This is a genomic window from Sorangium sp. So ce321 (genome assembly GCF_051530195.1).
Classification (GTDB): domain Bacteria; phylum Myxococcota_A; class Polyangia; order Polyangiales; family Polyangiaceae; genus Sorangium.
In genome coordinates, this window is the sequence record NZ_CP150329.1 from 9,107,535 (window position 1) to 9,130,174 (window position 22,640).

A 22,640-nucleotide genomic window follows, 5' to 3' on the forward strand; every position below is an offset into this window, starting at 1 on the left:
GGGCAAGAGTCAATGGGGCGGTTCGTTCTCCATGCTGAACGCATGGAATGGACCAACAGGCCCGAGCCTCCCTTGGCCCACCTCATCACTGGCGCCGGCGTTCCCCGCAAGGCCGCCGTGACCGGCGCCTCCTATGCTGATCGTGGTTCCGGGTCGAACGGCGAAGTTGGGCACGACGTAGGCGATGCCGATGGATGCGCCTCCCAGCCCGCCGCCGGCATCGCCTCCGCGACCGCCGTTGCCTCCCGTGCCACCTTTGCATGCGTCCCACCCCTCGGGTCCAAATCCCGCACCCCCAGGGCCGCCACGTCGCCCGATGCCCCCCGCTTGGCCCCTCCCGCCCACGCCGCCACGGCCGCCTTTGCCCGTGATCACGTCGGTGGCCCCGATCGTCAGATCCGTGTCGTCGAGCGCAACGATTCCGATACTCGCCCCGCCATATCCGCCGCCATGGCCGCCCCGACCGCCACAGCCGCCGCTCCCTCCCGAGCCGCCGGCAGCGCCCCCCTGGGGGCCGCCTGCCCGACACGCGACCATGTCCCCACGCGACTTGCTGCCGCCACCGCCGCCGCCCCCCTGGCCGGTGCCGCCTCGCTTCCCGTCCTCGCCCCGGACGCCGATCCATCCGTCCTTGCCGAGGTGGCCAACGCCCATCGCGCCGTCCGCACGACCGGCGTTGGCGCCGTGTGCGCCCAGGCGCCCGTCCTCGCATCTCCTGACGTCTGCGCCGAGCCCTGCGCGGCCGTTGCCCTCCGGATTCTCCGCCGGCTCCGGCTGCCCCGGCGCACCGTCACCCCCCGACTCGAGCCCGCCGTCGCCGCCGTCGCCGCCGATGGACTCGGTACCATCCTCGCACACGGTCACGACGGGCAGCGCGCCCCTCGCGGAGCCCGCCGTGCAGGCGTCCGCGCCGTCGTTCCCCAGCACGCCGTCCGTCGCCCGCTCGGTGCGCGCGTCTTCTCCCGGCTCCCCGTCCTTGCCGTTGCCCGCGATGATCTTGCTGTCCCACACGACCGCCCTGGCCCCCGAGCTCAGCATCATCGCGATCGACGACTTTTCATCGGGCGCCGAGGCATCCGCCGCCACGGCGCGCACGCCGAAGATTCGGGAGGTCGCGTCGTCCCCCGCGATGACGCGCAGCGGGATCCCCACCGGCGGAGCGATGATCGTCGGGTGGTTCGGTCCGCCGAACGACCCCTCATACGACCAATCGCCGCCGATGTCGCAGAGACGCCCGCCCCAGAGGTCGACCCCCGAGGGCAGCGTGACCTTCTCCTCGAATCTCCCGCCGCAAGCGTACACGCGCCGGGTCGCCGCTTGGCCGTTGCGTGGCCCGTGCGTGGCGAGCCCGATTGCGTGCTGGAGCGTCTTGACCGGCGCTTCCTTCGTGCCGGGGCTCGTGTCGTCGCCCTGCTCGCTGACGAACACCCCGCATTCGTTGAGCGCCATCGCCGTGGCGGGGTCGCCGTCACAGAGCGACTTCGGTGGTGTGAGGCAGAGGCGTTCTTCATAGCAGCTATCGTCGTAAGCGCAGCCGGAGACGCCGCCCACGCCGACCGTGGAGAGGGTGCCCACGGTGAGCAGCAGCCGCATTCGTCGCCGTTCGAGAAGAGGCATGTCCTTGCTCCTGATCACCACGCGCCATACGCCACGATGCCCGCCTGTGCCGGCGTCACCGTCGGCACCAGCGCAAGCCGAGCCTTCGTCGGTTCAGCCTGCAGAAACGAGAAGTCCGTGAAGAACGAAGCCAGGGTCGCAGCGCCCACCACACCGCTCGTCACCACCATCGCCGTTCCGAGTCCGGCGAAGAGATCTCGCTCTCGTCGTAAAGCCGTCAGCTCGGAGCACGAGGAAGGCTTCGGCGTTTCCCGACAGGCCCCTTGAGAGACCCCCGCGGCGTCGAGCCTCGCGTTCCGCTCGTGCAGGTCTCCGTCGGCGTTCCTCGCGCGAACCATGAAGACCGCACCGAGCGAGCCTGTCGCCACGGTCAACCCGATACCGGCGATGCGCAGGGTGCCTGGCCAGGATGTCCAGGGGCTGGGCGGCCGGCCCCGCACAGCGGGCGAAGAGCTCAGGGCCTTCGGCGTTTCCTTCGGTGATACCGGCGCGGTCTCCTTGGCACTGCCCGCCGCCGCAAGGGGCAGCTCCATCGTGATTCCGTGCTCCGCGCCCGCCACGGCGAGGAACGATTGAAACCCGCCCGCGTGGCCCGGTGCTCGGGCGCGCACCATGTGGTTGCCCGGCTCGAAGAAGAGCGTGTAGGTCCGCGCGGTCCGCCCGATGCGCTCGCCGTCGATGAGCACCTCGGCGTCGGGCGGATCGACCGCGAGCACGAGCGTAGCGACGCGCTTCTTTGCATCGCGCTGTCCTGCCTCGAATCGCCGCTCGAGCGCTTCCGGCAGCGCTTCGCGCTGTTCGAGGCTCTTGGCAAGGTGCTCGGCCGCGTCTCGGTACCTGTGCAGCGCGACCTCGCAAAGGCCGAGCTCGCCGGCGATCTCCGCCCGCTCTCGCTCGGTGCTTGTCGTCGGGTCTGCCGCCTCGAAAGCAGCCTTGTACGCAGCGTGTGCCTCGATCCACCGCCCTGCATTGCGCGCTCTCTGACCACGGCGAACATGCTCTTTCACCGATGAACTGTCGCTCGGTCTCGCCTTCGAGGGGGACGTCGCCGGCGCTGGCAGATGTCGTGAAGCCTGTTGCGCCTTCGGGGGGACATCATCGGCGCTGGCAGATGTCGTGAAGCCTGTTGCGGCCCCGAACGCGAGAAGAATCGAGAGCGAATGCGCAATGTGACGCATCCGGTGACGGTACTTACGCCGGCCGCTCGGCGTCAACCGGCAGAAGCCGCGACGTCTCGGCCGTTTGGGCGAGAATTGGGGGCGGAATGACGGAATGTGCTCAGCCGTCCTCAAAGTCCGTTTTCGTGTGGTTGATAATGCCACCCGGGCGCACATTACCCGACCAAAGTTGCTCGTCGGTTCTTTTTTTTGAAGCGTTTGGGCCGGCTCAAGTGTGCTGCCTACCGTGGGCAAGCCAGCGACTGCCTCTCCCGGCCTCGAGCTCTTCCGGCGCCTCGCCCGGCGCCACGGTGTGCCGGCGCGAAACGCCGAGGATGTCGCTCAGGAAGCGCTGCTGCGGGGGCTCGAGGCCGACAAGCGGCTCGACCTGGGGGGAGACCCAGCCCCGTACCGCGTCACGATTGCCATCAACCAGGCGCGCAATCACGTCCGTGACGCACGCTGCCGCGGCGAGGTGCTGACGTCGTTCGATGAGTGTGAGATCCGCGACGAGTGCTCCACGCCGGAAGAGCTGCTCCGGAGACGGCAGCGGGAAGAGTTCACGCGCCAGCTGATAGACCAACTCGATCCCAAGTACCGGGATCTCGTGATCAAGCACGATCTCCAAGAGGTCCCGCTCGCCGAGATCGCCACCGAGCAGGGACTGCCGCTGGGCACGGTGAAGACGCGACACTGGCGGGCGCACAAGGAGCTCAGGGTGCGGCGGGAGCGGTGGCAGGAGCAGCAGCGCTCTCAGGGAAGGGACGATAGCCTTTGCGTGCCGCTCGCACTGGGCCTCGACCGTCGCGCGTCGTCGGTGGCTTCGCTGCGCCGTCTGGGCGTGAGGATCCTCGTCCAGGGCGGGCTCGTCCTGCTGACCGGCGCGCTCGTCTCCTCAGCGCCCTCCCTGCCCGACCCGGAATCGTGGCACGGGGCGGCGGCGGTCCGCGTCCCTGCCACCCCGCCCGCTGCGCAGGAGGCTGCGGCGTCCGCGTCCCCAGCGCGAGGCGGCGCGCACAGCGCCGCGCGGCCCGCCGGTGGAGAACGCGCGCACAGCGCCGCGGCACCGGCCACGCCGATCGCGCCCGAGATGTCGTCGCCGAGGGAGCAAGGAAGCGCGCGCGCGCAGGCGATGGCGAGCAGCACGCCCGTTCCCTCAACGACGAGCGAGCTCCAGCCCGCGTCTCCGGCGAGCGCCGTTCGACCGACCGGCAGCGAGCGCGAGAGGAGCCTGATCGACCAGGCCCGCAGGGCCATCGAGGCCCGCAACGCCATGGCCAACGTCGAGGCTCTCCGGCTGCTGAACACCCACGCGCGGGAGTTCCCCCGTGGGCGGCTCGCCGCCGAGCGCGAAGCACTCCTCCGGCTGATTCGCTGAATCCCCGGCTGTCCTTCGGCAGCTAACAGTCGGTGCCTGGTGATGTCTTCGGACAGCACAAGGCGAAGATCCGCCTTGCGTCCCGACAAGAACGATCACGTCCAGGAGACGAGACCCGATGAACACGATGGAGGATCTACTTGGTGCGATGTGGCTCGTCTCGCCGATCGGTCTCGCCATGATGGCCTGCGTCGCGATCGGCTTCGCGGTCACGGCGCGCGAGGCCATGGGACGCGAACGCGGGTTTCGCGAGGCGCGCGACCAGGCGCATGAGGACGAGGCCTCAGCCCTCGCCGATGCGAAGGAAAAGGCCGAGCGGGAGCTGGGGCGACACCAGCGCCTGCTGGACTGCCATGTCGATGCGCTGATCGCAGCGATGGCCGACGGCCGAGCGCGACCTGTCCCGTGGCCGGGCAGGGTCCTCGAAGCGTTCTGCGCGACGGTGCCTGCTTGGCAGCAAAAACTGGCCGAGAGCACGGGGCTCGCGCCGAGGGACGTGGAGCGGCTGCTGAACAGCGACTTCCCGATCACGCCCGGCCTCGCGCGGCAGTTGGAGGACTTCACGGGCGCGCCCGCTCGGTACTGGGAGCGCCTGTGGAGGCTGCACGACGCTACCGGACCGACGCGGAGGAAACCGTGGTGATCAAGCTCGATGAGCCGACCACCAGGCGCGAGAGCGCGACGCGTACGGCGGCCTCGCCCGCGTCGATCTCTATGCCACCGAACCCGGCCTCCATACCCCCTCGCGCGCCTGATGTTCCGCCGCCCGTGGTGCCGGCTCCTGACTCGTCTGCCAGGAGTCCACGCGCCAAGCTCCCGCCGCCTCCACAGCTGCGGCTGAGGTCGCCGTTGCCTGCTCGCGCCGAGGCGGGGGCCGAGCTGGCGCGCCGCGCTGCCACGCTGACGAGCTTTCCGCTGCAGCGCGACGAAGGCGGGTCAAGTCCTGCACGCGGATCGGATTGGGAGGACGCCGAGCGCTCCTCGTTGAACACGACGCTGCCAGGAGTAGGCAGCCATGGGTGACGGCGGCCTCACCTCGCGTTCTGTGGAAACGGCCATGCGACCGGCGGTACACATTATGTGCGCTGGCGAGACATCATCATAGGACGGGTGCGACCAGGGGCCAGCACCATGATCCGGAGGCGGCAGCCCGAATGCAGGTCGAGCCCACACGGAACGACCGCACACCGGCCACCGGCGCACCGTCTGAAGACACGGGAGCGACGGTAATCTAGTTGCTCACGAACCCCAAGGTTCAGAACGAGTTATGCCATGATCGCCGGACACGGCTCGACAACGCTGCTACTCGCGCTCGCGGCGGCGATTCTGGCCATTGTTCGAATCTCCACGTTCGGCCATCCCGCTACGCTTGCTGCTCTGCTCGCCGCGCTTCGGAACGCGGCGGGCGAGCGTGGCCCCGTGGTGGTGGTGGCGTGGATCGCTAGCATGGGCGTGCCAAAGGTAGACCGGGTGGACGTGGCGCAGAGCGCGCTCATGAGGGCGGTTACCGCGTGGCCACGGTTCGATCCAGACTTCAACAAGTTGGATCGCGAGACGCAATCGGCGCGGACTCAGAGGCGGCGGGCGCTGTTTGCGGGGTGGATGTACCGCATCACCGCGCGCAGCGCCGCTGCCTACTTTGCTCAGCGATACCGCTCCGCCGAGATTCTCATGGCCGCTCCACTGGATCCTGAGTCGCCCGATCCGCGACCTGGCGCCGAGGCGAAGGTAGCGGCACGGGAGAGCAAGGAACACCTACTCGAGGCGATTCGGCATCTCGATCCCGATACGGCCGCGATCGTGGTTGCGAGGGATTTGCACGGAACACCAATGGAGGAGATCGCCGAGTCGACTGGTATTCCACTATCCACAGTCTATAAGATGCGCGCCCGTGCTCGCGCGACACTTCGCGCTGCCCTCGAGCGTCGCGCGGCCAGGTGAAAGGCTCGGAAGAGGCGATCGGCGCTCCCGTGGCCGCGGCCCTTTACGGCAAGGTCGGAGCAAATGAGCACGGGCCGCTCGTGACGCTCGGAACCTTCTCACCGCAGGCGCGAACGTTCGGGAAGAGCAAGTCCAACCTCCGGCTCACCGACGAGGAGGAACTCCTCGCGTTCGTCCTCGCGCATTACGAGCAATTCGACACGAAGTACAAGGGCTTCTGCCCCTCCGGCGCGTCCACATGCCCGCGACTGTCGACGCGGAAGACGAGTAGGCACGCGCGTCCTCACGCAGCAGGGTCGACGGGGCCACGCCTACAGGCGGTCTGCGGTGGCTTGTTGCCTGGGATCGCGGGCGCGCGAGCTGGTGCCCACGTCGTCCTCGTGTGGCCAGCGGCGATAAACGTCACATACGCGAGACCCGCAGCGACCGCGTATCCCCTACTCGGCTGGAACGGTAGCCGACCTTCCCCTGAACTGGAGGACGACGTTCGGCGCAGCCGCCGGCGTCGCCTTCACCGCGCGGATGCGCATGAACGCTCCCTGCTGGCGCGGATCCATCACCTCGAAGCCGAGCCGCGCGAGCCCCGAGCAGAACGCGTCGATGTCGTCGAAGTAGCTCGCGGGCTCCCAGATGTGCAGCCGGCCGTCCAGGCGGAGGCAGCGGTGCGCCTCGCGCAGGTAGTCGGTGAAGTTCGCCCCCATCAGCGACAGGCAGAAGATGGCGACGTCGAGCTCCCCGTCCCCAAGCGGGACGGCCGCGATGTCGCACGCGATGACGCTGGGGTTCACGGCGACGTGATCGAAGCTGCGAACGTCGTGCTTCGCGCCGGCGCGCTCGGCGATGATCGCCTCGCCGCAGCCGAAGTCTCCGACGACGAGCGGGTCGCGCTGCTCGAGCCAGCGGATCTCCTCTTCGAACGGCACAACCGGCCAGCTCTGCCGCACCTCGCGATAAAGCGTGTGGTAGTGCGCCCACTCCTCCGCGTTGATCTCGAGACGCGCGTGCGTCCGCTGGCTGGAGGTCGCGTACCAGCGGTTGTTGATCCGGGTGAAGTCGCCGTACGCGGCGACGCGGCGCTTGACCTCGGTCGGCTCGCCCGACAGCGGGATGACGATCTTCCTGCGCTCGATGGTCTCGACCGCGCCCTCCTCGAGCCGCGCGAGCCAGCGCATGATGTCCTGCTGCGCCTGCGAGGGCGTCCTCAGGTTGCCCTCGGGGACGACGCCGTCGACGGCGGCGTCCGCGATCGACTTCTTGTATTCGAGACGGTTCAGCTTCGACTCGCAGTACGACCAGCGCTCGCCGTTCACCATGGCGAAGGTCACCGGGATGACGACGTCGACGTGCGCGAACTTGCTCCCCTGCCGGTAGAGCCTGCCGATGAGCTGCTCGTACTCGGCGTTCGTCCATGGGAGGACGTTAATGATGAGCTTGTTGCAGACGTGCTGGAGGCCGTCGACGCCCGTGCCGATTCGACTCGACGCGATGAGGACGTCCACGGAGCCGTTCGGCTTCAAGAACTCGCGCAAATCGGAGTCGTCGGTCTCTCCCGTCAGGAGCCCCGCCGAATGACCCGCGGCCTTGATGGCGTCGAGCAGATCCTTCGCGATGCCTTCGACAAGGTGCGTGTAGACGAGCACCTTCTCGCCGCGCGCGATGTTTGCAAGGATCGTGGGCAGGCGGAGGTGCGTGAGCACCTGCTCGAGCTCCAACGTCGACCCCTGCCCCACGAGCCGGATCTCGTGGAGGTCTGAGGAGCAGTCGATCTCTTCGCGCCTGACCGTGAGCTGGATGGCGTAGTTGGGCCTCCAGCGCGTCCCGAGCGTCACGAGCCGCTGGTAGAGGCGCATGCAGTTCTGGACTGTAGCCTTCGTCTCGAGGTCGTCGTGGCGGTGCCCGGTGATCAGTTCGACGAGGCTCTTCCCCTCCTGGAGCGTGTTGATGACCGGCGTGCCCGACATGCCGAGCACGCAGAGCGCCTCGTTCTTCTTCCCCGCCTCGAGCACGAGACCCTGAACGAGCCGCTTCCGTTTGCTCATCGCGGCGCCCTCGTCGCGCTGCTTCGCGTAGTGGATCTCGTCCACGACCACGAAGTCGACGACGTTCTTCTCCAGGAACGCGACGAGCCGAGCCTCTGATTCGGGCTGCTGAAACTGTTCGTAGTTCAGGACGAGGTAGCGCGGAGCGCTAACGAGCGGGTCCCTCCACTCCGGCGTCCACGTCTTCTTCGCCACCTCGCAGCCGGAGAATGCGTTGTCGATCTCGCGGGCCCAGTTGTCCACGACCGCGTTAGGGCAGCAGATGACCGTCAGGCTCGCGCCGGTGACGCGGGTCGCGAGGATCGCGCTCAGGGTCTTGCCGGCGCCCATGCCTGACCAGTTGCCAAAGCGCCGCGCCTGGCGGACGGACATGGCGACGCGTCGCTGCATGAGGTTCGGCGAAACGATGGGCCCGCCCGGCACCGGCTGGAACGCGTAGCCCTTCGGCATCACGAGGGCGTCGGCCTCATCGAACTCGGCGAGGAATCGATCCCGCACCAGCGAGGAGTACACGTCCCCTTGGAACGAGGCCGCGTGCTCGCGCGCCTCCTTCGGGTTCAGGTACGCGTGCCGCCAGAGCTTGGCCTTCGCGCTGTCAAGGAGGAACTTCACGGTCTCGGCGTCGGCGCTCGCGATGAGCGCGCTGTCGAGCGCCTGCAGGGCCTCGCGCGCCGTCACGACGGGCAGCTCCCCTCCGTCCTCGGCGTCCGGCGGGCCGTGAACGTCGACCTCTGCGCTCACGTCGAGGTCGGCCGCATCCTCGGGCTCCGGCGCGCCGGGGAGCGCGAAGCGGTCGTGCGGCGCGTCCGTCGCTCGGCGCTCCGGTTCGGGCTCGACGACCTGGAGGAGCGGGCCATCGTCGTGCGGATCGGCGCCGCCGCCACGGGCCATGAAGCCGTCGACGAGCGACGGCTCGCCGCGCAGGAACTTCTCGAGCTCGACGACGGGGAACTTGCCGCTCGTGAAGGCCTTCACGAACGGCCGCGACGCCTTGTCTTTCAAGAGCCCGGCCTGCATCGCGAGCGCGAACTTCTCGCTCGGATCGAAGGCGCCGACATGGGCGAGGAGCGCCTGCACGAAGTCGCGGATGTGCTCGAGCGACCAGCCCGCATAGCACGTCGGGCAGCGGGAGCCGCCCTTCGCCCGCGAGCGCACCGTCGCCTGGTAGTCGTGCCCTTTCGGGCAAGTCCACCACGCGGTCATGATGTGATCGGCGTCGACCATTTGCGGCGTGACCGCCTCGTTGCGCGTCGGGTGCCACTCTGCCGCGATCGTGGGGTGGGTGACGGTCAGCGAAGTCTTGGCGAGCGCGCACGTCGGACACTCCGCGTCGCGGAGCATGAGCAGCGGCGCGCGCTGGAAGTCGTGACCGGCGTGGCAGTGCCACCAGCACGGAGCGGTCGAGGTCGCGTCGACCGTGCTCGGCGTGAGATCCCCGTTCTTCTCCGGGTGCCAGAGCGCCGCGAGCGCCGGGCGCTTGTCCGCAAGCGAGGCGCTCGAACCCGCGACCTTGCACTGCGGGCACGCGGGGTCGCGGAGCAGGGCGCGCGGCGCCCGCTGGAACGCGTGGCCACGCGGGCACGACCACCAGGCGGCCTTGTAGCTCGTCGTGAGCACGGCCGACGCGGCGTCTGGGTTCTTCGTGGCGTCCCACAGCGGCCTGAGAGCCGGGTGCTCGGCAACGGTCTGTGCCATGTCGGTTACTCCGAGATCGGGGGAGGTTCGATGCAGTCGTCGCTGAGCCAGCGCGGATCCTTGGGGTCGAGGCCGGGCGGGAGCCCGGGGCCGGTCACGGTCCTCCCCTGCTCCTCGTCCTCAACGAGGCAACGGTTCAGGTCGAGGAGGAACTCGGTCACCTCTTGGTCCGACGGCATGCCGTACGCCTCGGCGACCGCTTCATCGAGCGCGCGCTGCGCGTCCTTGAGCGGGTGAGGGCCGTCGATCTCGGCGGCCTGATGGAGTTCGCGAAGTGACCAGCCGTTGGCCTCCATGAGCCGCTGTCGGGTTGCGCGGAGTTCACGGGCCGCTGCGGCGACGTTCGCGACGGCGCTCTCCGACACTTCCTGCGGCCAAGGGAACGTGTCCCAGACGTCGCCGGTGTAACGCGTATCATCCTTGATCTTGCTGCCCACGCCGACTGCCCAAAGCCAATGGGCCTTCGACTGGAGAATTCCGAAGCTATAGTCGTCCTCAAAAGCAAACAACTGCAGCGATTCCGTGGGAAAGAACTTACGACTAAGAAAGGCAAATACGGGCCGCGCCGCGTGCCTCGAGCACACAATGATCCTATCAAATCCAGTCAGCACCTCGACAAACTCGAGCCGAGGCCAAAACGGCCGCCACCACGTCCGCAGCCAGTTCTTGTAATGCTCAGTCGTCGCCGTTTCTGCCTTCTCGAAGACAGCGGGGTACACGTGCTTCTTCAGATACTCGAACGCAGAACCAGCCTGCCTGGCCTGAGCCTCCGAAGTGCAAAGCGTCATGTCGATCACATAGTCCGGGTCTTGCGTCAGCCGTCCGCGCAACAAGTGACTCGCCACGGCAATCGGCTTGAGGAAGGGGCGCGCTCGCCGGTCGGCAGAAAGGGTGCGCGCGGTCGCTCGATCAAGCTGAAATGCCTTCGTTCCGAGGACCAACCCCTGGGCAGTTCCGCGAGTGTTTGCCGAGATCGGAGACGCGGAACGAAGATCCGCTTGCAGTTGCAAGCTCGGAGGGATGCTCTTGCATTCGTAGACAACGCCTTCGATCTCGAGGCGGCGAGGCGCATCAGGCACCGTCCCCTTGATCCAATTCACCATGGAGACGTTGACCACCGCCTCGCCAGGCCACGACTGTGAAGACACCGCGTCCGTGATCGTCCCTCCGTTTTGCACGATAAAATCTGTCGCCGCCTCCCTGGTGTTTCCTTCTCGAATGGTGTTCGTAGCGACAAGACCAGCGCGCGTTCCAGTTGCAAGGCGCTCGTGCGCACGGCGAAACCAGTATGCGCAAAAATCAGCGCGACCGTTTACCTCGGGGTAGCGAGATTGGAGTTGCTCCAGGTACGTCACACCGAGCTCACTCCTGATTTTCAGGCCGCCGAGCATCGGCGGGTTGCCAACGATGGCGTCGACCTCCGGCCACTCGGTGAAAAGCGCATCGGCGCAGACGATGTTCTTGTCGAGGTTGTCGAGGGGTAGCGACGGATCGACCTCGAGCTCTCCCTGGAGCGATGCATCAGCCGCCTTCTGCCGCCGGTCCTCGAACGCGATCTTCTTCGCGATGTTGAGCGTCACCTTGGCGAGCTCGACCGCGAACGCGTTCGTGTCGATGCCGTGGAAGTTCAGCGTCGAGATCACGCTGCCCCAGCCGATGCCCTGCCCCGAGGGGAACTCCCGGATGCGCGCGAGGAGCTGCGTCTCCAGGCTGTAGAGCTCGCGGAACGCGACGTAGAGAAAGTTGCCGCTCCCGCACGCCGGATCGAGCACGCGGAACTTCGCGAGCGCGCGTCGCACGTCGAGCAACTCCGTCAGCGTCTTCGCCTCGGCGATCCGCTTGCGCCACGGCTCGACGATCGTCGGCCCGACGACGCGCATGATGTCCTCGTGCGCGGTGTAGTGCGCGCCGCTCGCGTGCCGCTCGGCGTCGTCCATGATGCCCTGGAAGACGCTGCCGAAGATGTGCGGATCGACGTACTTCCAGTGCGCCTCCGCGGCACGGATGAGCACCGTGAGCTCGGCGTCCTCGAGCGGCAGCGTCACGGGGGCGGCGAAGAGGCCGCCGTTGAAGTACGCGACCGGGCGCGGCGGCGTGACGTCGCGCGTTCCCATCAGATCGAAGAATTCGCGGAGGCGTCGGTCGACGTCGCGATGCCGAGCTCCCTCGTAGAGGAGGGTCGTGAAGTGATCCGGAGGCAGGAGGCCAATGTCCTCGGCGAACATCGTGATGATGCACTGGAGCGTGAACCGGATGATCTCCGCCTCGCGCTTCGGGAACTTCGACTTCAGGCTCCGGTAGAGCTTGGCGACGAGGTCCGCGACCTCGCGCGAGACCTTGCCGACGTTGACGATCTTCGGCGTCGTCCCGGGGACCCAGCCTTCGCCGAGGAAGACGAACGCGTCGCTGTACTTCGGAAGGTCGTCGATCGGGGTCGCGAGGCGTGGCACCGCGCGGTCGCGCGCGAGGTCGTAGAGGCGCAGCTCGCGCTGGTTGGTCAGGACGACGAACTGCGGGCCGGGGCTCTGCTCCAGGCAGGCGCGGAGCAGGTCGTTCCAGGCGGCGTCGAGCGCCAGGTCCGGCGCTACGACGTCGACGAGGACGCGGCGCTCGCTCCAGACGGCCGCGACGGGGCGGGTCGTCCGACGCCCGAGCTCCACGACCGAGAGCGACGCTGGAATCTCGGCGCCGGGGGGCTCGCCGTCGCGCCACCCAAAGCACGTGAAGAACGCCTTGACGAACCTGGACTGGGCGTCGCGTCCACCGAAGCCCGCGGCCGCCTCGAGCGTGAAGCGCCGAAGCGCCGCCTTGAGCGCACCGGCCCCCGCCGCGCCATCCGGGCGATCGCTCTGCGAGCGCACGACCCGCGTGCCAGGCGCGGCCAGGACCCGCTGCACGAGCACATCTTTCGTGCCCTTGTCATGCACCCCGAGGGTCGTGCAGAACGCGCGAAGCTCGGGGACGCGGAGGGCGCGGACAACGTCGGGAAGTGGTGCTCGCGAGATCGCGGCGATCAGCGCCGAGCGCGAGCGGCGGTCCGTGGCCTCGAGGCCGAGCGTGTCGAGCAACGCGCGCAGCCGGTCGGCGCCAAGCGTGTCGAGGCACGCCGCTGTCTGCCCAGGGGTGAGCGATCCGTCCACGCGGCGGATGGAAACTCAGAACACTACGGTGGGCAAGCGTCGCGCAGATCGCCCGCTGATGGCGTCGTCGTGCCCGGCTGGCCGGCGAGCTCGAGCTGAGATCGACGATGTAGTCAACGGAGGGCAGGTCACGGGGGGCGACCGGCTCACAGCGAGCATCTCGCACCTGCGGACGCTGCCCGCTCGTGGTGCGTAGCAGCCGGGCTGAGCAGCCCGGTGTGCTCTCACGCAGGGGAAAGCTCGAGGTCTCTCCGGACGCATGGGAGCAGCGGGTGACGGCGGGCTCGCATCGAGGATCTCCATGGCGGCGTCGCTGCTCACCCTCCGGTGCCACCGGCAGCCTGAGCAGCCGACCGATCGCCTCGTGAACGACCCGGGCCGCCACCTCGTCCCCGAGGGCGACGGCGCGGCTCAGGGTGCTGGCGAGCCAGGCGACCACCGCAGCCCGAGGCGACGGCTCGGTCAGGGCGAGCTCCCCAGGCCCAGGGCTTGACAATTGGGCCCGGGTTGGCTCTATGCCTCCCGAGCAGCTGCCATCCGTCGATTGCGGTAGGGACGGCCCTTCACCTTGTGGGCTCGGGCCGCCCCCCGCGCGGATCCCAGCGAGCGGCACTACCGCACTGGGCTCTTGCCTCGGGTTCTGACGCGGAAGCGCTCTTCTGGCCAGGGATGCAGAATGCGGACAGGGGGGATCCAGCGCTGGGCGAGTCGCTGCATTCGTGACCAGGTGGTGCGGTCACGCTGACTTCGGCGGCGGAGCGCGCGATGCCAGTGACGGGTCACCTGGGTACGGAACCACTGCAGCGATCGACCGTTGGACGGTACGGCGTAATACAAGAAATGTCCTTGCACTACACTTCGCAACCACTTCCCCTGCTCGGGGATGAGGTGATGTCGGCGCCGCTGCAACTCGGCCTTGACCTCGTGCAGCTTCTTCCGCATCCGCTCCCGCATGGTTCGCCGTACGATGAGAAACTTCCCCATCCAAGTCTTTCCGCAAATGTGCGTGAAGCCCAGGAAGTTGAAGCTCTCCGGCTTTCCCTGACCTTTCTCCTGTCGATTGGACGCCGCGTAGCGACCAAATTCGAGGATGCGGGTCTTATCGGGATGCAACTCCAGCGCGAACTTCCGCAATCTCTCGCGGAGTTCTTGCAGGAACCGCTCGGCATCCGTGCGGTACTGGAATCCAACGACGAAGTCGTCCGCAAAACGCGTGATGATGACGCTCCCGCGCGCATGCCGACTCCTCCATTGCTGGACCCACAGGTCGAGGACATAGTGGAGATAGATGTTCGCCAGCAAGGGTGAAACCGTTGCTCCTTGCGGAGTACCCTCCTCCCCCCTCGTCCACTCCTCACCCTCTATCACTCCTGCGTTCAACCACTTCTGGAGGAGACGCAGCAGCCTCTTGTCCGCGATTCGGTGCTCGAGGAACTTCACCATCCACCCGTGATCGATGGCATCGAAGTAGCCACGGATGTCGGCATCTAGCACCCAGCTCACCTTGCATCGACGAATCCCGACGGCGAGAGCATCCAGCGCATGGTGCTGGCTGCGTCGCGGCCGAAATCCGTACGAGAAGCCGAGAAAATCCGCTTCGTAGATGGCATTCAGAACTTCGACGACGGCTCGCTGGACGATCTTGTCCTCCAACGAGGCTATGCCGAGCGGCCGCTGCCGCCCGTCTGCCTTCGGAATGTACACCCTCCGCGACGGTTTTGCCCGGTACGCCCCACTGCGCAATCGCGCGTGCAGATCCAGGAGGTTGTCCTCCAGGTTGCTCGCATATTGCTCCCACGTCACCCCGTCGACTCCGGGTGCCGCATTCCGTTGCAGGGCAATGAATGCGGCTCGAAGTCGGTCGATGGTGAGATGGTGGAAGAGCGCCGTGAACTTCGCTTTCCTGTCCCGTCTTGCGACTTCTCGTACGCGATCCAGCGCACTTGGCACGCTTGTCCGGCGCTGCGTCCGGGGCGTGTTTTGCTGGTTCGCGTTCCCCTTGGCCAGACCCCTTCCCTCCACGGCCTCCGCGTCCGGTTGCCCGGCCTTGTTCGGCAGCTTCGTCGGTACTATGGGCCTGTCTGACCTCCCCTGGCCGTCCATCATCGGCTTACGGCCTTGGCCTTTCCTTTGCGTCCCACCTCGCCATCGAGGGCGGGAGGCCAGGGGATCTCCCGGTTCTCGCACACGGAGAGTCCGCACATGCTCGGGGTCTTCGACCGCGCAGGGTCGCCCAGGAGCTCGCGCTGGCGCTCCTGGTCGTGTGGCCTTCCGCTTGCGTGAACAGCGTCGGCACCCCGATCGAGGGTATTTCGCGGCTCAGTGTCCCTGCCTGCGCGTACCCCTGTCAACGCTTCGCCGACCTCCTCGCGGATGCCTGCGCATGACTCGGGGCCATCATGGCTCGCTACGCCTTTGATGTAGGTCTCTTGCATACCCATCTCCGTGCCGGTTTATCCCGGCGCACTCACGCCCTCCCCAAATCCCGGAGGATCCAACCGATCGCGACGGTTCGCCCCCGCGGAACAGTCCCGCCAGGGATTTCCCGGTCGGAGAGGGGCGGTTGCTAGAAAGCTCAGCAAATCCAGCATGTTCCGGCGGTTCAACCGTCGAGGGCGGCTTCGACGTGGCCCAACCGGCCACCCTCCGCCGCCGCGTCGGCCGCTGTCGAGAGGACCGCGGCATCACGGGAGGGCGCCCTCGGCGGGAACCGCGCTTCTCCTCGGGGCGATCGGCCGGAGCCCTGCTTGCGTACCGAGGGCGATCGGCCGGAGCCCTACTTGCGTATCGAAGGCGCTCGGCCGGAGCCCTACTTGCGTATCGAGGGCGCTCGGCCGGAGCCCTGCTTGCGTCGCGTCGGTGCGGCGGGCGTACTCCCTGCGGTCCGCTTCGGCGCGGCCGCCTGCCGTGCCTGCGCTCTTGCTTGCGCGGGCGCCTTTGCCGGCGCGGCCGCCTGCCGCGCCTGCGCTCTCGCTGGCGCGGGCGCCTTTGCCGGCGCGGCCGCCGCGGGGGCGACGAGCGGCGCCCCGCCGGCAGGCAGCTCGAACACGTCGTCGAGCTCAGGAGCCTCCGCGGTGAGGCGCACGGCGCCGATGGTGATCGGCTCCGAGGCAGCGTCCAGCACGCGTTGCTGCAGCGAGCGCGCCTGCGCGGCACCCCCCCTGAAGGACGCGAGCGCGCTCCTCTGCTCGGTCTTCATCGGCTCGAGAAGCTGGGTCGGGTAGAAGCGCACGCGGACCGTCTTCTCGTCCCACTCCCCGTGCTCTCTCAGCGCAACTACGTTGGGCGTAATGTCGAAGGACCGGAAGACCTGGGATTGCGCTTGTCCCCCGCCGCCGTCTTCACCGTGCGCGCCGTGTCCGCCCCCGTGCTCCGCGAGCGCCGCCCGCATCGGCCGCTGCGCAAAGAATGCGACAGCGCCGACGTAGTACCGGCTCCGGAAGCTCGGCTCCTCTCCTTCGGGCAGGTTGAGGTACACCTCGTAGACGTTGCTGGGGTATTCCTCGAAATCGACGCTCTCGAGGTGCAGGAGGAGCCGCCTAATCTGGCCCGCGTGCTCGCCCCCGATCTGGACGAGCCCCTGCGCCTGCATGGGCGCCGCAGCCACCGGGAGCGCAACTGGAGCGGTCAGCGGAACGCGGACCTCTGCGGGGTGCGCGCCGAGCACGACGCCGGTCGTGCTCGCGCCGAGGACCGTCGGCGCCTCCGCCTGCGCTGCCTGGGCCTGCATGCTCGCGGCGAGCAGGCGGGGCTCGCTGGCGAAGATGATCGTGGGGAGGGGAGGGGGGTCGTCGTCGTAGCAGTAGTGCAGTTGACGGACGGTATCGAGGACGTCGGCGGCGGTCATGCGCACCTCGCGTCCGTTCTCGTCGAAGAACAGGAACTGCGTCTTGTACCAGCGCTCCTCCCCAGGGCGGAAGCCCGGGTTCTGCCCGCCCATGTCCAGCCAGCGCTTCCACAGGCGATCGGTGGTCGCGTGGTGCACCCAGAAGATCGGGTCGCGCGCTGAGCTGTTCGGGTTCTGCATGAAGCCGGTGCGCGTGAGGCCGAGAATGACGTGGAGGCAGTCGTGCTGCGCCTCCATCTGGCCGTGAGGCCGCCCGTAATGGATGGATTCGCGCGAGCCCCCGAAGCTCATGGCGCTGCCAGTGCGGGAGCTGAAGTTCCTGAAGTGAAATGGCGCCGCGAAATTGACGATGGGCGGAGAGAGCCGGTATCCGAGGTTAATGAGAGGGTTTCGCTCGTTTACGTAGAGCGGGTTAGACGCGTCCGCGGGCTCGCGGAACGCGATCGGCAGCGCCGTCTGCGCGGTGTTCGTGTAATCCCAGTAAGGGACCGTCAGGTCCGGGTCGCCGGAGGCCGCCCGTAGGAGGCGCTCGAACCAGTAGAGCTGCATCCGGTGCCAGGGCAGGAAGAGGAAGGAGCCGTGCTGGCACGTATTCCATCCCGGCAGGTCGTCCGTCTCCGTCGTGCCGTGGATGTTCGCCTGGTAGATCCAGCTCGTTGGATCGCGTCTATCACGCTCTTTCATCTTCGCGATCCCTCTCCGGAGCGAGGCGATCTCCCGCCCGTTTGGGGAAAGGGAGTAAATGTTCCGGCGGACGTACAGGCGGGTTCGACCCGACGGCTCATTGGCTGGCATCTGGACCTCTCCTTCTCACGCCCTCGCCCGACCCGCCGCGCGCACGCGGTCCACGGGCGGCGAGCGACGCTTACGCTCTCGGTTTTGCGCCTGTGATGAATGTACTGGTGGAGAAGGCGAGGTCAACAGCGCGCGGCGGCGCGGGGTGCCGGGTGGACAGGACGGCGGCGGGCGTGCCTCGCCGCCCCGCCCACCTCGTATGTCCAGAAGCGGACGCGTGGCCCAGGGTGGGCTCAGCGGTCGAGCGCCCGCGGGAGCTCCGCGTCGAGGTCCACCGGCGCCGGCGGCCGCCAGCCCTGCGGCATGCGGCCGAAGTCGATGAAGGTCTCTCTGTCCTTCTGCTCCCGCGCCTGCTCAATCTGATAGTAAAACCCCTTGCCGACCCTGCTCGAGAAGGTAATGGCCGGCTCCGCTTCTCCGTGGGCGCCCTGCCGCTCCACGTACTCCGCGAACTGCATGTCGGCCGGGTCTTCCCCGTCATAGCCCTTGGAGAACACCTGCTTCACCATGCCGAAGCCGTCGTTCCTGAGGAGCGTCTCTCCCCTGAGGCGCACTCCGTGCTTCCGCGCGCGCTCCAGGAACGCGCCGAGGTGGACGGTGTCATAGGCGACGTGCTGGACGCTGTGGTCGCCGTGCTTCTCGACGAAGACGCTGACCTGGGACCGCTCGGCGCGGTCAATGCCTTCCACGAGCGCGATCCCGAACGTCTCGAAATCGATGCACCAGAGCTTCATGCTGCTCGACGGGTCGTTCGGGTTGACGTCATCGATGCGATTGACCAGCGTCCCGCCCTCGATCTCGATGTGGTACCACGCCCACTTGTTCATCATACCTTTCGCCACTGCGTACGTGATGTGATCGACTTTCTTGATCCACTTCATACGATTCACCTTTCCATCTGGGTGCCGAGCTCGCTTGAGATGTCGCCCGGTCCGGTGACCGGGTTCAATGATCGGGCGCGTGAGGAGGCGGGCGGGCCCGAGCCTTCGAGGCGAGGAGGCCTCACGTGGACAGAGCTCTGCGGGACAGCGGCGCGCCCCGCCGGCGCGCTCGCCCGAGCGACGCCGAGAGGAGGGCGGCCAGCTCCAGGGACTGATGCGCACTGAGGCGCGGGTCGCACGCCGTGTGGTAGCGCTCCCCGAGCGAGGCCGCGGTGACGGCCTGCGCGCCGCCGAGGCACTCGGTCAAGTACTTGCCCGTCATCTCGACATGCACCCCGCCGGCGTGGGTCCCCTCCGCCTCGTGGACGCCGAAGAACCGCAACGCCTCGCTCAGGATGCTCTCGAAGTGGCGGGTCTTGTAGCGCCCCACCTTGATCGTGTTGCCGTGCATGGGGTCGCAGGCCCACACAACCACCTTGCCGTTGCGCTGCACCGCCCGGAGGAGCGGCGGCAGCTGCGCCTCGACCAGCTCGGCGCCCATGCGCGAGATGACGGTGATGCGCCCTGGCTCGTTGCGCGGATTCAGCCGCTCAATCAAGGCGAGCAGATCGTCCGGCGCGGTGGCCGGACCGACCTTGACGCCGAGCGGGTTGCTGATGCCGCGCAGGAAGTCCACGTGGGCTCCGTCCACCTGCCGCGTGCGATCCCCGAGCCAGACCATGTGGGCCGAGCCGTCGTACCAGCCGCCCGTGGTCTCATCTCTGCGCGTCAACGCCTGCTCGTAGTGCAGCAGCAACGCCTCGTGCGACGTGAACAGCTCCGTCGCGCAGGGCTGCTGCGCGCGGTGCTCCGCGGCGCAGCCGTCGATCCGCCGCAGGGCGCGCAGCAGGTCCAACGTGGCCGCGGACTGGTGGTAGGCGCGGAGGAGGCGAACCGGGTCCGGGGCGCGCGCCTCGGCGGTGAACTCCGGCGCGTTGATCATGTCGCCGCGGTAGCTCGGGAGCTCGACCCCATCGACGACCTCCCAGGGCGTCGAGCGCGGCTTGGCGAACTGGCCGGCGATGCGGCCCACGGTCATCACGGGGAGCCCAGCGCCCTCGGACAACAGCAGGGCCATGCGCCGGAGCACGCGCGACGTGCCGAGGATGTGCTCGGCGCTGAACTCGGCGAAGCTCTCCGCGCAATCGCCGCCCTGGAGCAGGAGGGCTCTCCCCTCGGCTACCTTGGCGATCTCGGCCTTGAGGCGCCGCACGTCGCCGGGGAGAACCAGTGAGGGGAGTGCGCCGAGCTGGGCCTCGGCGGCCTCGAGCGCGGCTCGGTCCGGATAGGCAGGGATCTGCTGGCTGGGCCTGCGGCGCCAGCCGTCCGGCGACCAGCGATCGAGCATAACGCTCGCCGGATCGAGCTGGAGCTCGTGATAGGAATGTTCTTGGATCGGTCCTGTATTCATTGGGTGCCATTCACTCCAGCCACCCCGAGCCGGTCGCGAGCTCCGCGATGTGACGGCATGGCGCCGTTCTCGAGAGCGCTGCGGCTCGCGGCAGAAGCGGTCGGCGGTGTTCGTGCGGCTCTCGACGCGAGGCCTGCGCTGCGGGGCGATCACGGGTTGATCGTCCACCCCGCCCAGCACGCGCCGTGCCACGGAGCTCGAGGTGTGGCGCCCTCTCTGGACGCGGCGATTCAGCGGTTGAACGACGGCCCTAGCGCGACGGCGAGCGCTCGACTGCGCGGCGAGCAGGAAGTTGCTTACGCGATCACGCAAGCGCCGGGCGGCGCGCGCCGGCGTCTGCGCAGGCGCGGCGCCGGGCTCGCCCGACCCTCCGTGGCCCTCCCCCGCCGTGCGGCCGGGGCGCCCCGCCGGCAGGACGAGGAATCCAGGGCGTTGCGCGCCGAGCAGGCGTTCTCTCCCCGGGACAGAACGGCTGGAGAGGCGACGAGAACCCGAGCCGACAGAGCCGCTGGAACGAGCGCGGGAGGGCGGCGGCGATGACGAGGAGAGCTCCTCCGGGGCGACTCGTGGAATCGGGAGACAGGCGGTCTCTGCAGCTGGCGTCTGCGCCGGAGCCAACCCATGATCCTCAATGCAGGATCGCGGCTCTCTAAGGAGGTCTCCATGGTCACCATCTCGCCTCACAACAGCGTGCAGACCGTCATCGTGCGTCTGGTCGTCGAGCCAAGCCGCGCGCAGGAGCTGCTCGAGCAGCTCGACGAGTACATGAACAAGGTCGTGAAGAGGTTCCCAGGCTTCGTGTCATCGACGCTGCACCACAGCGAGGACAGCACCCGGATCATCAATTATGTCCAGTGGGAGAGCTTGAGCGCGTACAGGAAGTTCCTGGTCGAGCTCCGGCGAAACACGCCCGCGTTCTTCCGGGAGTCCTCGCCGGAGACGATGCCCTTCGAGATCGTCAAGCAGTACTTCCCGCCTTATCAGCAAGATGAGCCCTGAGCGCCGGCCCTCCGCGCCGCGCCTCGGGCGCAGCGGACTGGCGGGACGATGCACTCGCCGCGAGGCCGAGTGCGTGAACGCGAGCGACTGCCACGTTCAGCTGGCTGCGACAGCGGCGGCGTGCTGGGCGCGCACGGCGGTGAGGTGATCGCGGAGCGGGGGACCAGGCAGAGCGGCAGCAACGTGATTCGATCCTTCCGGTCCTTGCCGTCGCAAACGAGGATCTCGCGGCGCTCGAGGTCGAGGTCCTTCACGCGGAGCTCGGCGCATTCAACGAGACGGAGGCCGGCGCCGTAGAGCAGGGAGGTCATGCGTCGCGGGGATCCAGCAGAGCGCTCACCTCGGTCGGAGTGAGCACCGCGGGGAGGCGCGCGGGGCGCTTCGCTCGGGTGAAATCGACGTGCTGCGCTAGGGGGAGCGCGAGGACGTGGGGTAGAGTAAGATGATGGCGGCGAGGGCCTTGGTTCTGCGTCGAGGAGCTGAGGTGGTGGTCGGTCGCCAGGGCGTGAGGAATGCCTCGACGTAGGCCGGGCCGAGGTCGCGTGCATGGCGGCGGCCATGGAAGAGAATGAAGGTACGCATCCACCACGCGCGAGCGATCTCAGCAGAGCCCGCGAGCGCTGGCGAGCGGCAAGGCTCCGGCAGCGAGTCGACCCGAGCGGCGGGCTCGACGTTCGGCCGAAGCTTGCTCACCCCTCCGGTGCCACCGGCAGCCCGAGCAGCCGACCGATCGCCTCGTGAACGACCCTGGCCGCCACCTCATCCCCGAGGGCGACGGCGCGGCTCATGGTGTCCGCGAGCGAAGCGACCACGGCGGCGCGACGAGAATGGTCGGTGACGTCGATCTTCCCAGCCCCGGGGCTTGACAGTTGGGCCCGGGTTGGATCCATGCCTTCCGAGCGAGACCGATCCGTCGTCATGTAGCCCTGAAACTCCAGGGAAAGCGACGGCTCGCGACGGTTCGCCCCCGCGGAACAGTCCCGCCAGAACAACCGGTCGATGACGAGCGGTCGCCGAAAATAGTGCGTTTCGGAGCGGCGTCATCGTCCGCATTCGTAGACTCTTCTGGCTTCGCAGGGCGCGGTCCGATGCGCTTGCGCCATGGACTTGCCGAGGCGAGCACGCCAGCGTACTTGACGGTGTGAAAGCGCGGCGGCGGGACGCTCGCCGCGAGGCGGCACAGGAGCGAGAGCGGATCCATGTTCACCGCCACAGTCCCGTCAGCGAAGGCGCGCTTGAGCGAGAGCCGCACCAGGCCGTCCTGCTGCGGCTCGACGCGCTCCTTTGCGAGCGGGGGTCGCAGCACGTAACACAGCAGCGCCTCCCTCGCCGCGGCATGGTGCGCACCGGCGCGCGTCGCTGCGTGCAAGGTGAAGCCATCGAGCGCAGCGCACAGCGGCTTGTCGTACGCGAGCGCGCTCGGACAAGACGGCGAGAGCCCGCGGAGCCATTGCGGGTCGGCGGGCGGCTCTCGTCCCGAGACGGCGGAGGCACAGAGCGCGGCCTCGGGCTCGTCGTCCTCCTCGACGTCGTGCTCGATCTCGAGATGCCCGTGCCACAGGAGGTAACGGAGCATCCGCCCGACGGCGTGCTCTAGAACACCAAACAGGTTGAAACCACGAGAAAATGAACCACAGAGGCACAGAGGGCACAGAGTTTTTTGTTGTTCCTCTGTGCCCTCTGTGCCTCTGTGGTTCAAAT

15 protein-coding genes and 2 pseudogenes are annotated in these 22,640 nt (G+C 67.9%); 6 read left to right on the plus strand and 11 right to left on the minus strand.

Annotated elements, in window-relative coordinates:
* Window positions 1–9: 9 nt before the first annotated feature.
* Complete coding sequence (locus tag WME89_RS33545; RefSeq protein WP_438003732.1) at window positions 10–1,617, minus strand: hypothetical protein; 1,608 nt, start codon at window positions 1,615–1,617, stop codon at window positions 10–12.
* A 14-nt stretch (window positions 1,618–1,631) separates the two neighbouring features.
* Window positions 1,632–2,795 carry a PEGA domain-containing protein gene (locus tag WME89_RS33550; protein WP_438003733.1) on the minus strand — a complete coding sequence of 388 codons (1,164 nt, stop codon included), beginning with the start codon at window positions 2,793–2,795 and terminating at the stop codon, window positions 1,632–1,634.
* A 226-nt stretch (window positions 2,796–3,021) separates the two neighbouring features.
* Between WME89_RS33550 and WME89_RS33555 the strand changes: the two genes are divergently transcribed.
* From WME89_RS33555 to WME89_RS33570, 4 genes and pseudogenes are all read left to right on the plus strand, one after another.
* The gene (locus tag WME89_RS33555) at window positions 3,022–4,152 is read left to right on the plus strand and encodes an RNA polymerase sigma factor (RefSeq protein WP_438003734.1); all 1,131 of its coding nucleotides are present in this window, start codon (window positions 3,022–3,024) and stop codon (window positions 4,150–4,152) included.
* Window positions 4,153–4,270: 118 nt separating this feature from the next.
* The gene (locus tag WME89_RS33560; RefSeq protein ID WP_438003735.1) at window positions 4,271–4,795 is read left to right on the plus strand and encodes a helix-turn-helix transcriptional regulator; all 525 of its coding nucleotides are present in this window, start codon (window positions 4,271–4,273) and stop codon (window positions 4,793–4,795) included.
* Window positions 4,796–5,424: 629 nt separating this feature from the next.
* Window positions 5,425–6,093, plus strand: coding sequence for a sigma-70 family RNA polymerase sigma factor (locus tag WME89_RS33565; protein WP_438003736.1), 669 nt, complete (start codon window positions 5,425–5,427; stop codon window positions 6,091–6,093).
* A 29-nt stretch (window positions 6,094–6,122) separates the two neighbouring features.
* Window positions 6,123–6,206 (plus strand): annotated as a pseudogene (locus WME89_RS33570) (hypothetical protein); the annotation flags it as partial.
* Between the two features lie 324 nt (window positions 6,207–6,530).
* Here the strand turns inward: WME89_RS33570 and WME89_RS33575 are convergent.
* Together WME89_RS33575 and WME89_RS33580 are read right to left on the minus strand one after the other, a co-directional pair.
* On the minus strand, window positions 6,531–9,827 hold the full coding sequence (locus WME89_RS33575; protein WP_438003737.1) for a zinc-ribbon domain-containing protein: 3,297 nt from the start codon (window positions 9,825–9,827) through the stop codon (window positions 6,531–6,533).
* 5 nt (window positions 9,828–9,832) lie between these two features.
* The gene (locus WME89_RS33580) at window positions 9,833–12,967 is read right to left on the minus strand and encodes a DNA methyltransferase (protein ID WP_438003738.1); all 3,135 of its coding nucleotides are present in this window, start codon (window positions 12,965–12,967) and stop codon (window positions 9,833–9,835) included.
* A gap of 301 nt (window positions 12,968–13,268) precedes the next feature.
* Here WME89_RS33580 and WME89_RS33585 point away from each other — a divergent pair, with 301 nt between their 5' ends.
* Window positions 13,269–13,460, plus strand: a complete 192-nt coding sequence (locus WME89_RS33585; protein WP_438012090.1) for a hypothetical protein — start codon at window positions 13,269–13,271, stop codon at window positions 13,458–13,460.
* Between the two features lie 123 nt (window positions 13,461–13,583).
* Here the strand turns inward: WME89_RS33585 and ltrA are convergent.
* The 4 genes and pseudogenes from ltrA to WME89_RS33605 form a co-directional block, all read right to left on the minus strand.
* Window positions 13,584–15,073 (minus strand): annotated as a pseudogene (ltrA, locus tag WME89_RS33590) (group II intron reverse transcriptase/maturase); the annotation flags it as partial.
* Between the two features lie 703 nt (window positions 15,074–15,776).
* On the minus strand, window positions 15,777–17,498 hold the full coding sequence (locus WME89_RS33595; protein WP_438003739.1) for a tyrosinase family protein: 1,722 nt from the start codon (window positions 17,496–17,498) through the stop codon (window positions 15,777–15,779).
* 344 nt (window positions 17,499–17,842) lie between these two features.
* A complete protein-coding gene (locus WME89_RS33600; RefSeq protein WP_438003740.1) occupies window positions 17,843–18,490 on the minus strand; it encodes a hypothetical protein in 648 nt (215 codons plus the stop codon).
* Window positions 18,491–18,611: 121 nt separating this feature from the next.
* A complete protein-coding gene (locus WME89_RS33605) occupies window positions 18,612–19,877 on the minus strand; it encodes a 3-deoxy-7-phosphoheptulonate synthase class II (RefSeq protein WP_438012005.1) in 1,266 nt (421 codons plus the stop codon).
* A gap of 726 nt (window positions 19,878–20,603) precedes the next feature.
* Between WME89_RS33605 and WME89_RS33610 the strand changes: the two genes are divergently transcribed.
* The gene (locus WME89_RS33610) at window positions 20,604–20,939 is read left to right on the plus strand and encodes an antibiotic biosynthesis monooxygenase family protein (protein ID WP_438003741.1); all 336 of its coding nucleotides are present in this window, start codon (window positions 20,604–20,606) and stop codon (window positions 20,937–20,939) included.
* On the opposite strand, the gene WME89_RS33615 is transcribed toward WME89_RS33610, so the two are convergent.
* The 3 genes from WME89_RS33615 to WME89_RS33625 all read right to left on the minus strand — a co-directional run bounded on the left by WME89_RS33615 (window position 20,921) and on the right by WME89_RS33625 (window position 22,638).
* Complete coding sequence (locus WME89_RS33615) at window positions 20,921–21,499, minus strand: tyrosine-type recombinase/integrase (protein WP_438003742.1); 579 nt, start codon at window positions 21,497–21,499, stop codon at window positions 20,921–20,923. The two genes, WME89_RS33610 and WME89_RS33615, sit on opposite strands and share 19 nt — an antisense overlap.
* Before the next feature lie 129 nt (window positions 21,500–21,628).
* Entirely contained in the window at window positions 21,629–21,751 is a 123-nt protein-coding gene (locus WME89_RS33620) for a hypothetical protein (protein WP_438003743.1), read from the minus strand.
* A 104-nt stretch (window positions 21,752–21,855) separates the two neighbouring features.
* On the minus strand, window positions 21,856–22,638 hold the full coding sequence (locus WME89_RS33625; RefSeq protein ID WP_438003744.1) for a transposase: 783 nt from the start codon (window positions 22,636–22,638) through the stop codon (window positions 21,856–21,858).
* Between the last annotated feature and the right edge of the window lie 2 nt (window positions 22,639–22,640).

What these genes read in the sequence shown, in the direction of transcription:
- WME89_RS33545 (WP_438003732.1), bottom strand. Translation starts at nt 1,617, where the DNA reads ATGCCTCTTCTCGAACGGCGACGAATGCGGCTGCTGCTCACCGTGGGC.
- WME89_RS33550 (WP_438003733.1), bottom strand. Translation starts at nt 2,795, where the DNA reads ATGCGTCACATTGCGCATTCGCTCTCGATTCTTCTCGCGTTCGGGGCC.
- WME89_RS33560 (WP_438003735.1), top strand. Translation starts at nt 4,271, where the DNA reads ATGAACACGATGGAGGATCTACTTGGTGCGATGTGGCTCGTCTCGCCG.
- WME89_RS33565 (WP_438003736.1), top strand. Translation starts at nt 5,425, where the DNA reads ATGATCGCCGGACACGGCTCGACAACGCTGCTACTCGCGCTCGCGGCG.
- WME89_RS33575 (WP_438003737.1), bottom strand. Translation starts at nt 9,827, where the DNA reads ATGGCACAGACCGTTGCCGAGCACCCGGCTCTCAGGCCGCTGTGGGAC.
- WME89_RS33585 (WP_438012090.1), top strand. Translation starts at nt 13,269, where the DNA reads ATGGCGGCGTCGCTGCTCACCCTCCGGTGCCACCGGCAGCCTGAGCAG.
- WME89_RS33595 (WP_438003739.1), bottom strand. Translation starts at nt 17,498, where the DNA reads ATGAAAGAGCGTGATAGACGCGATCCAACGAGCTGGATCTACCAGGCG.
- WME89_RS33600 (WP_438003740.1), bottom strand. Translation starts at nt 18,490, where the DNA reads ATGAAGTGGATCAAGAAAGTCGATCACATCACGTACGCAGTGGCGAAA.
- WME89_RS33605 (WP_438012005.1), bottom strand. Translation starts at nt 19,877, where the DNA reads ATGCTCGATCGCTGGTCGCCGGACGGCTGGCGCCGCAGGCCCAGCCAG.
- WME89_RS33610 (WP_438003741.1), top strand. Translation starts at nt 20,604, where the DNA reads ATGGTCACCATCTCGCCTCACAACAGCGTGCAGACCGTCATCGTGCGT.
- WME89_RS33615 (WP_438003742.1), bottom strand. Translation starts at nt 21,499, where the DNA reads ATGGCCGCCGCCATGCACGCGACCTCGGCCCGGCCTACGTCGAGGCAT.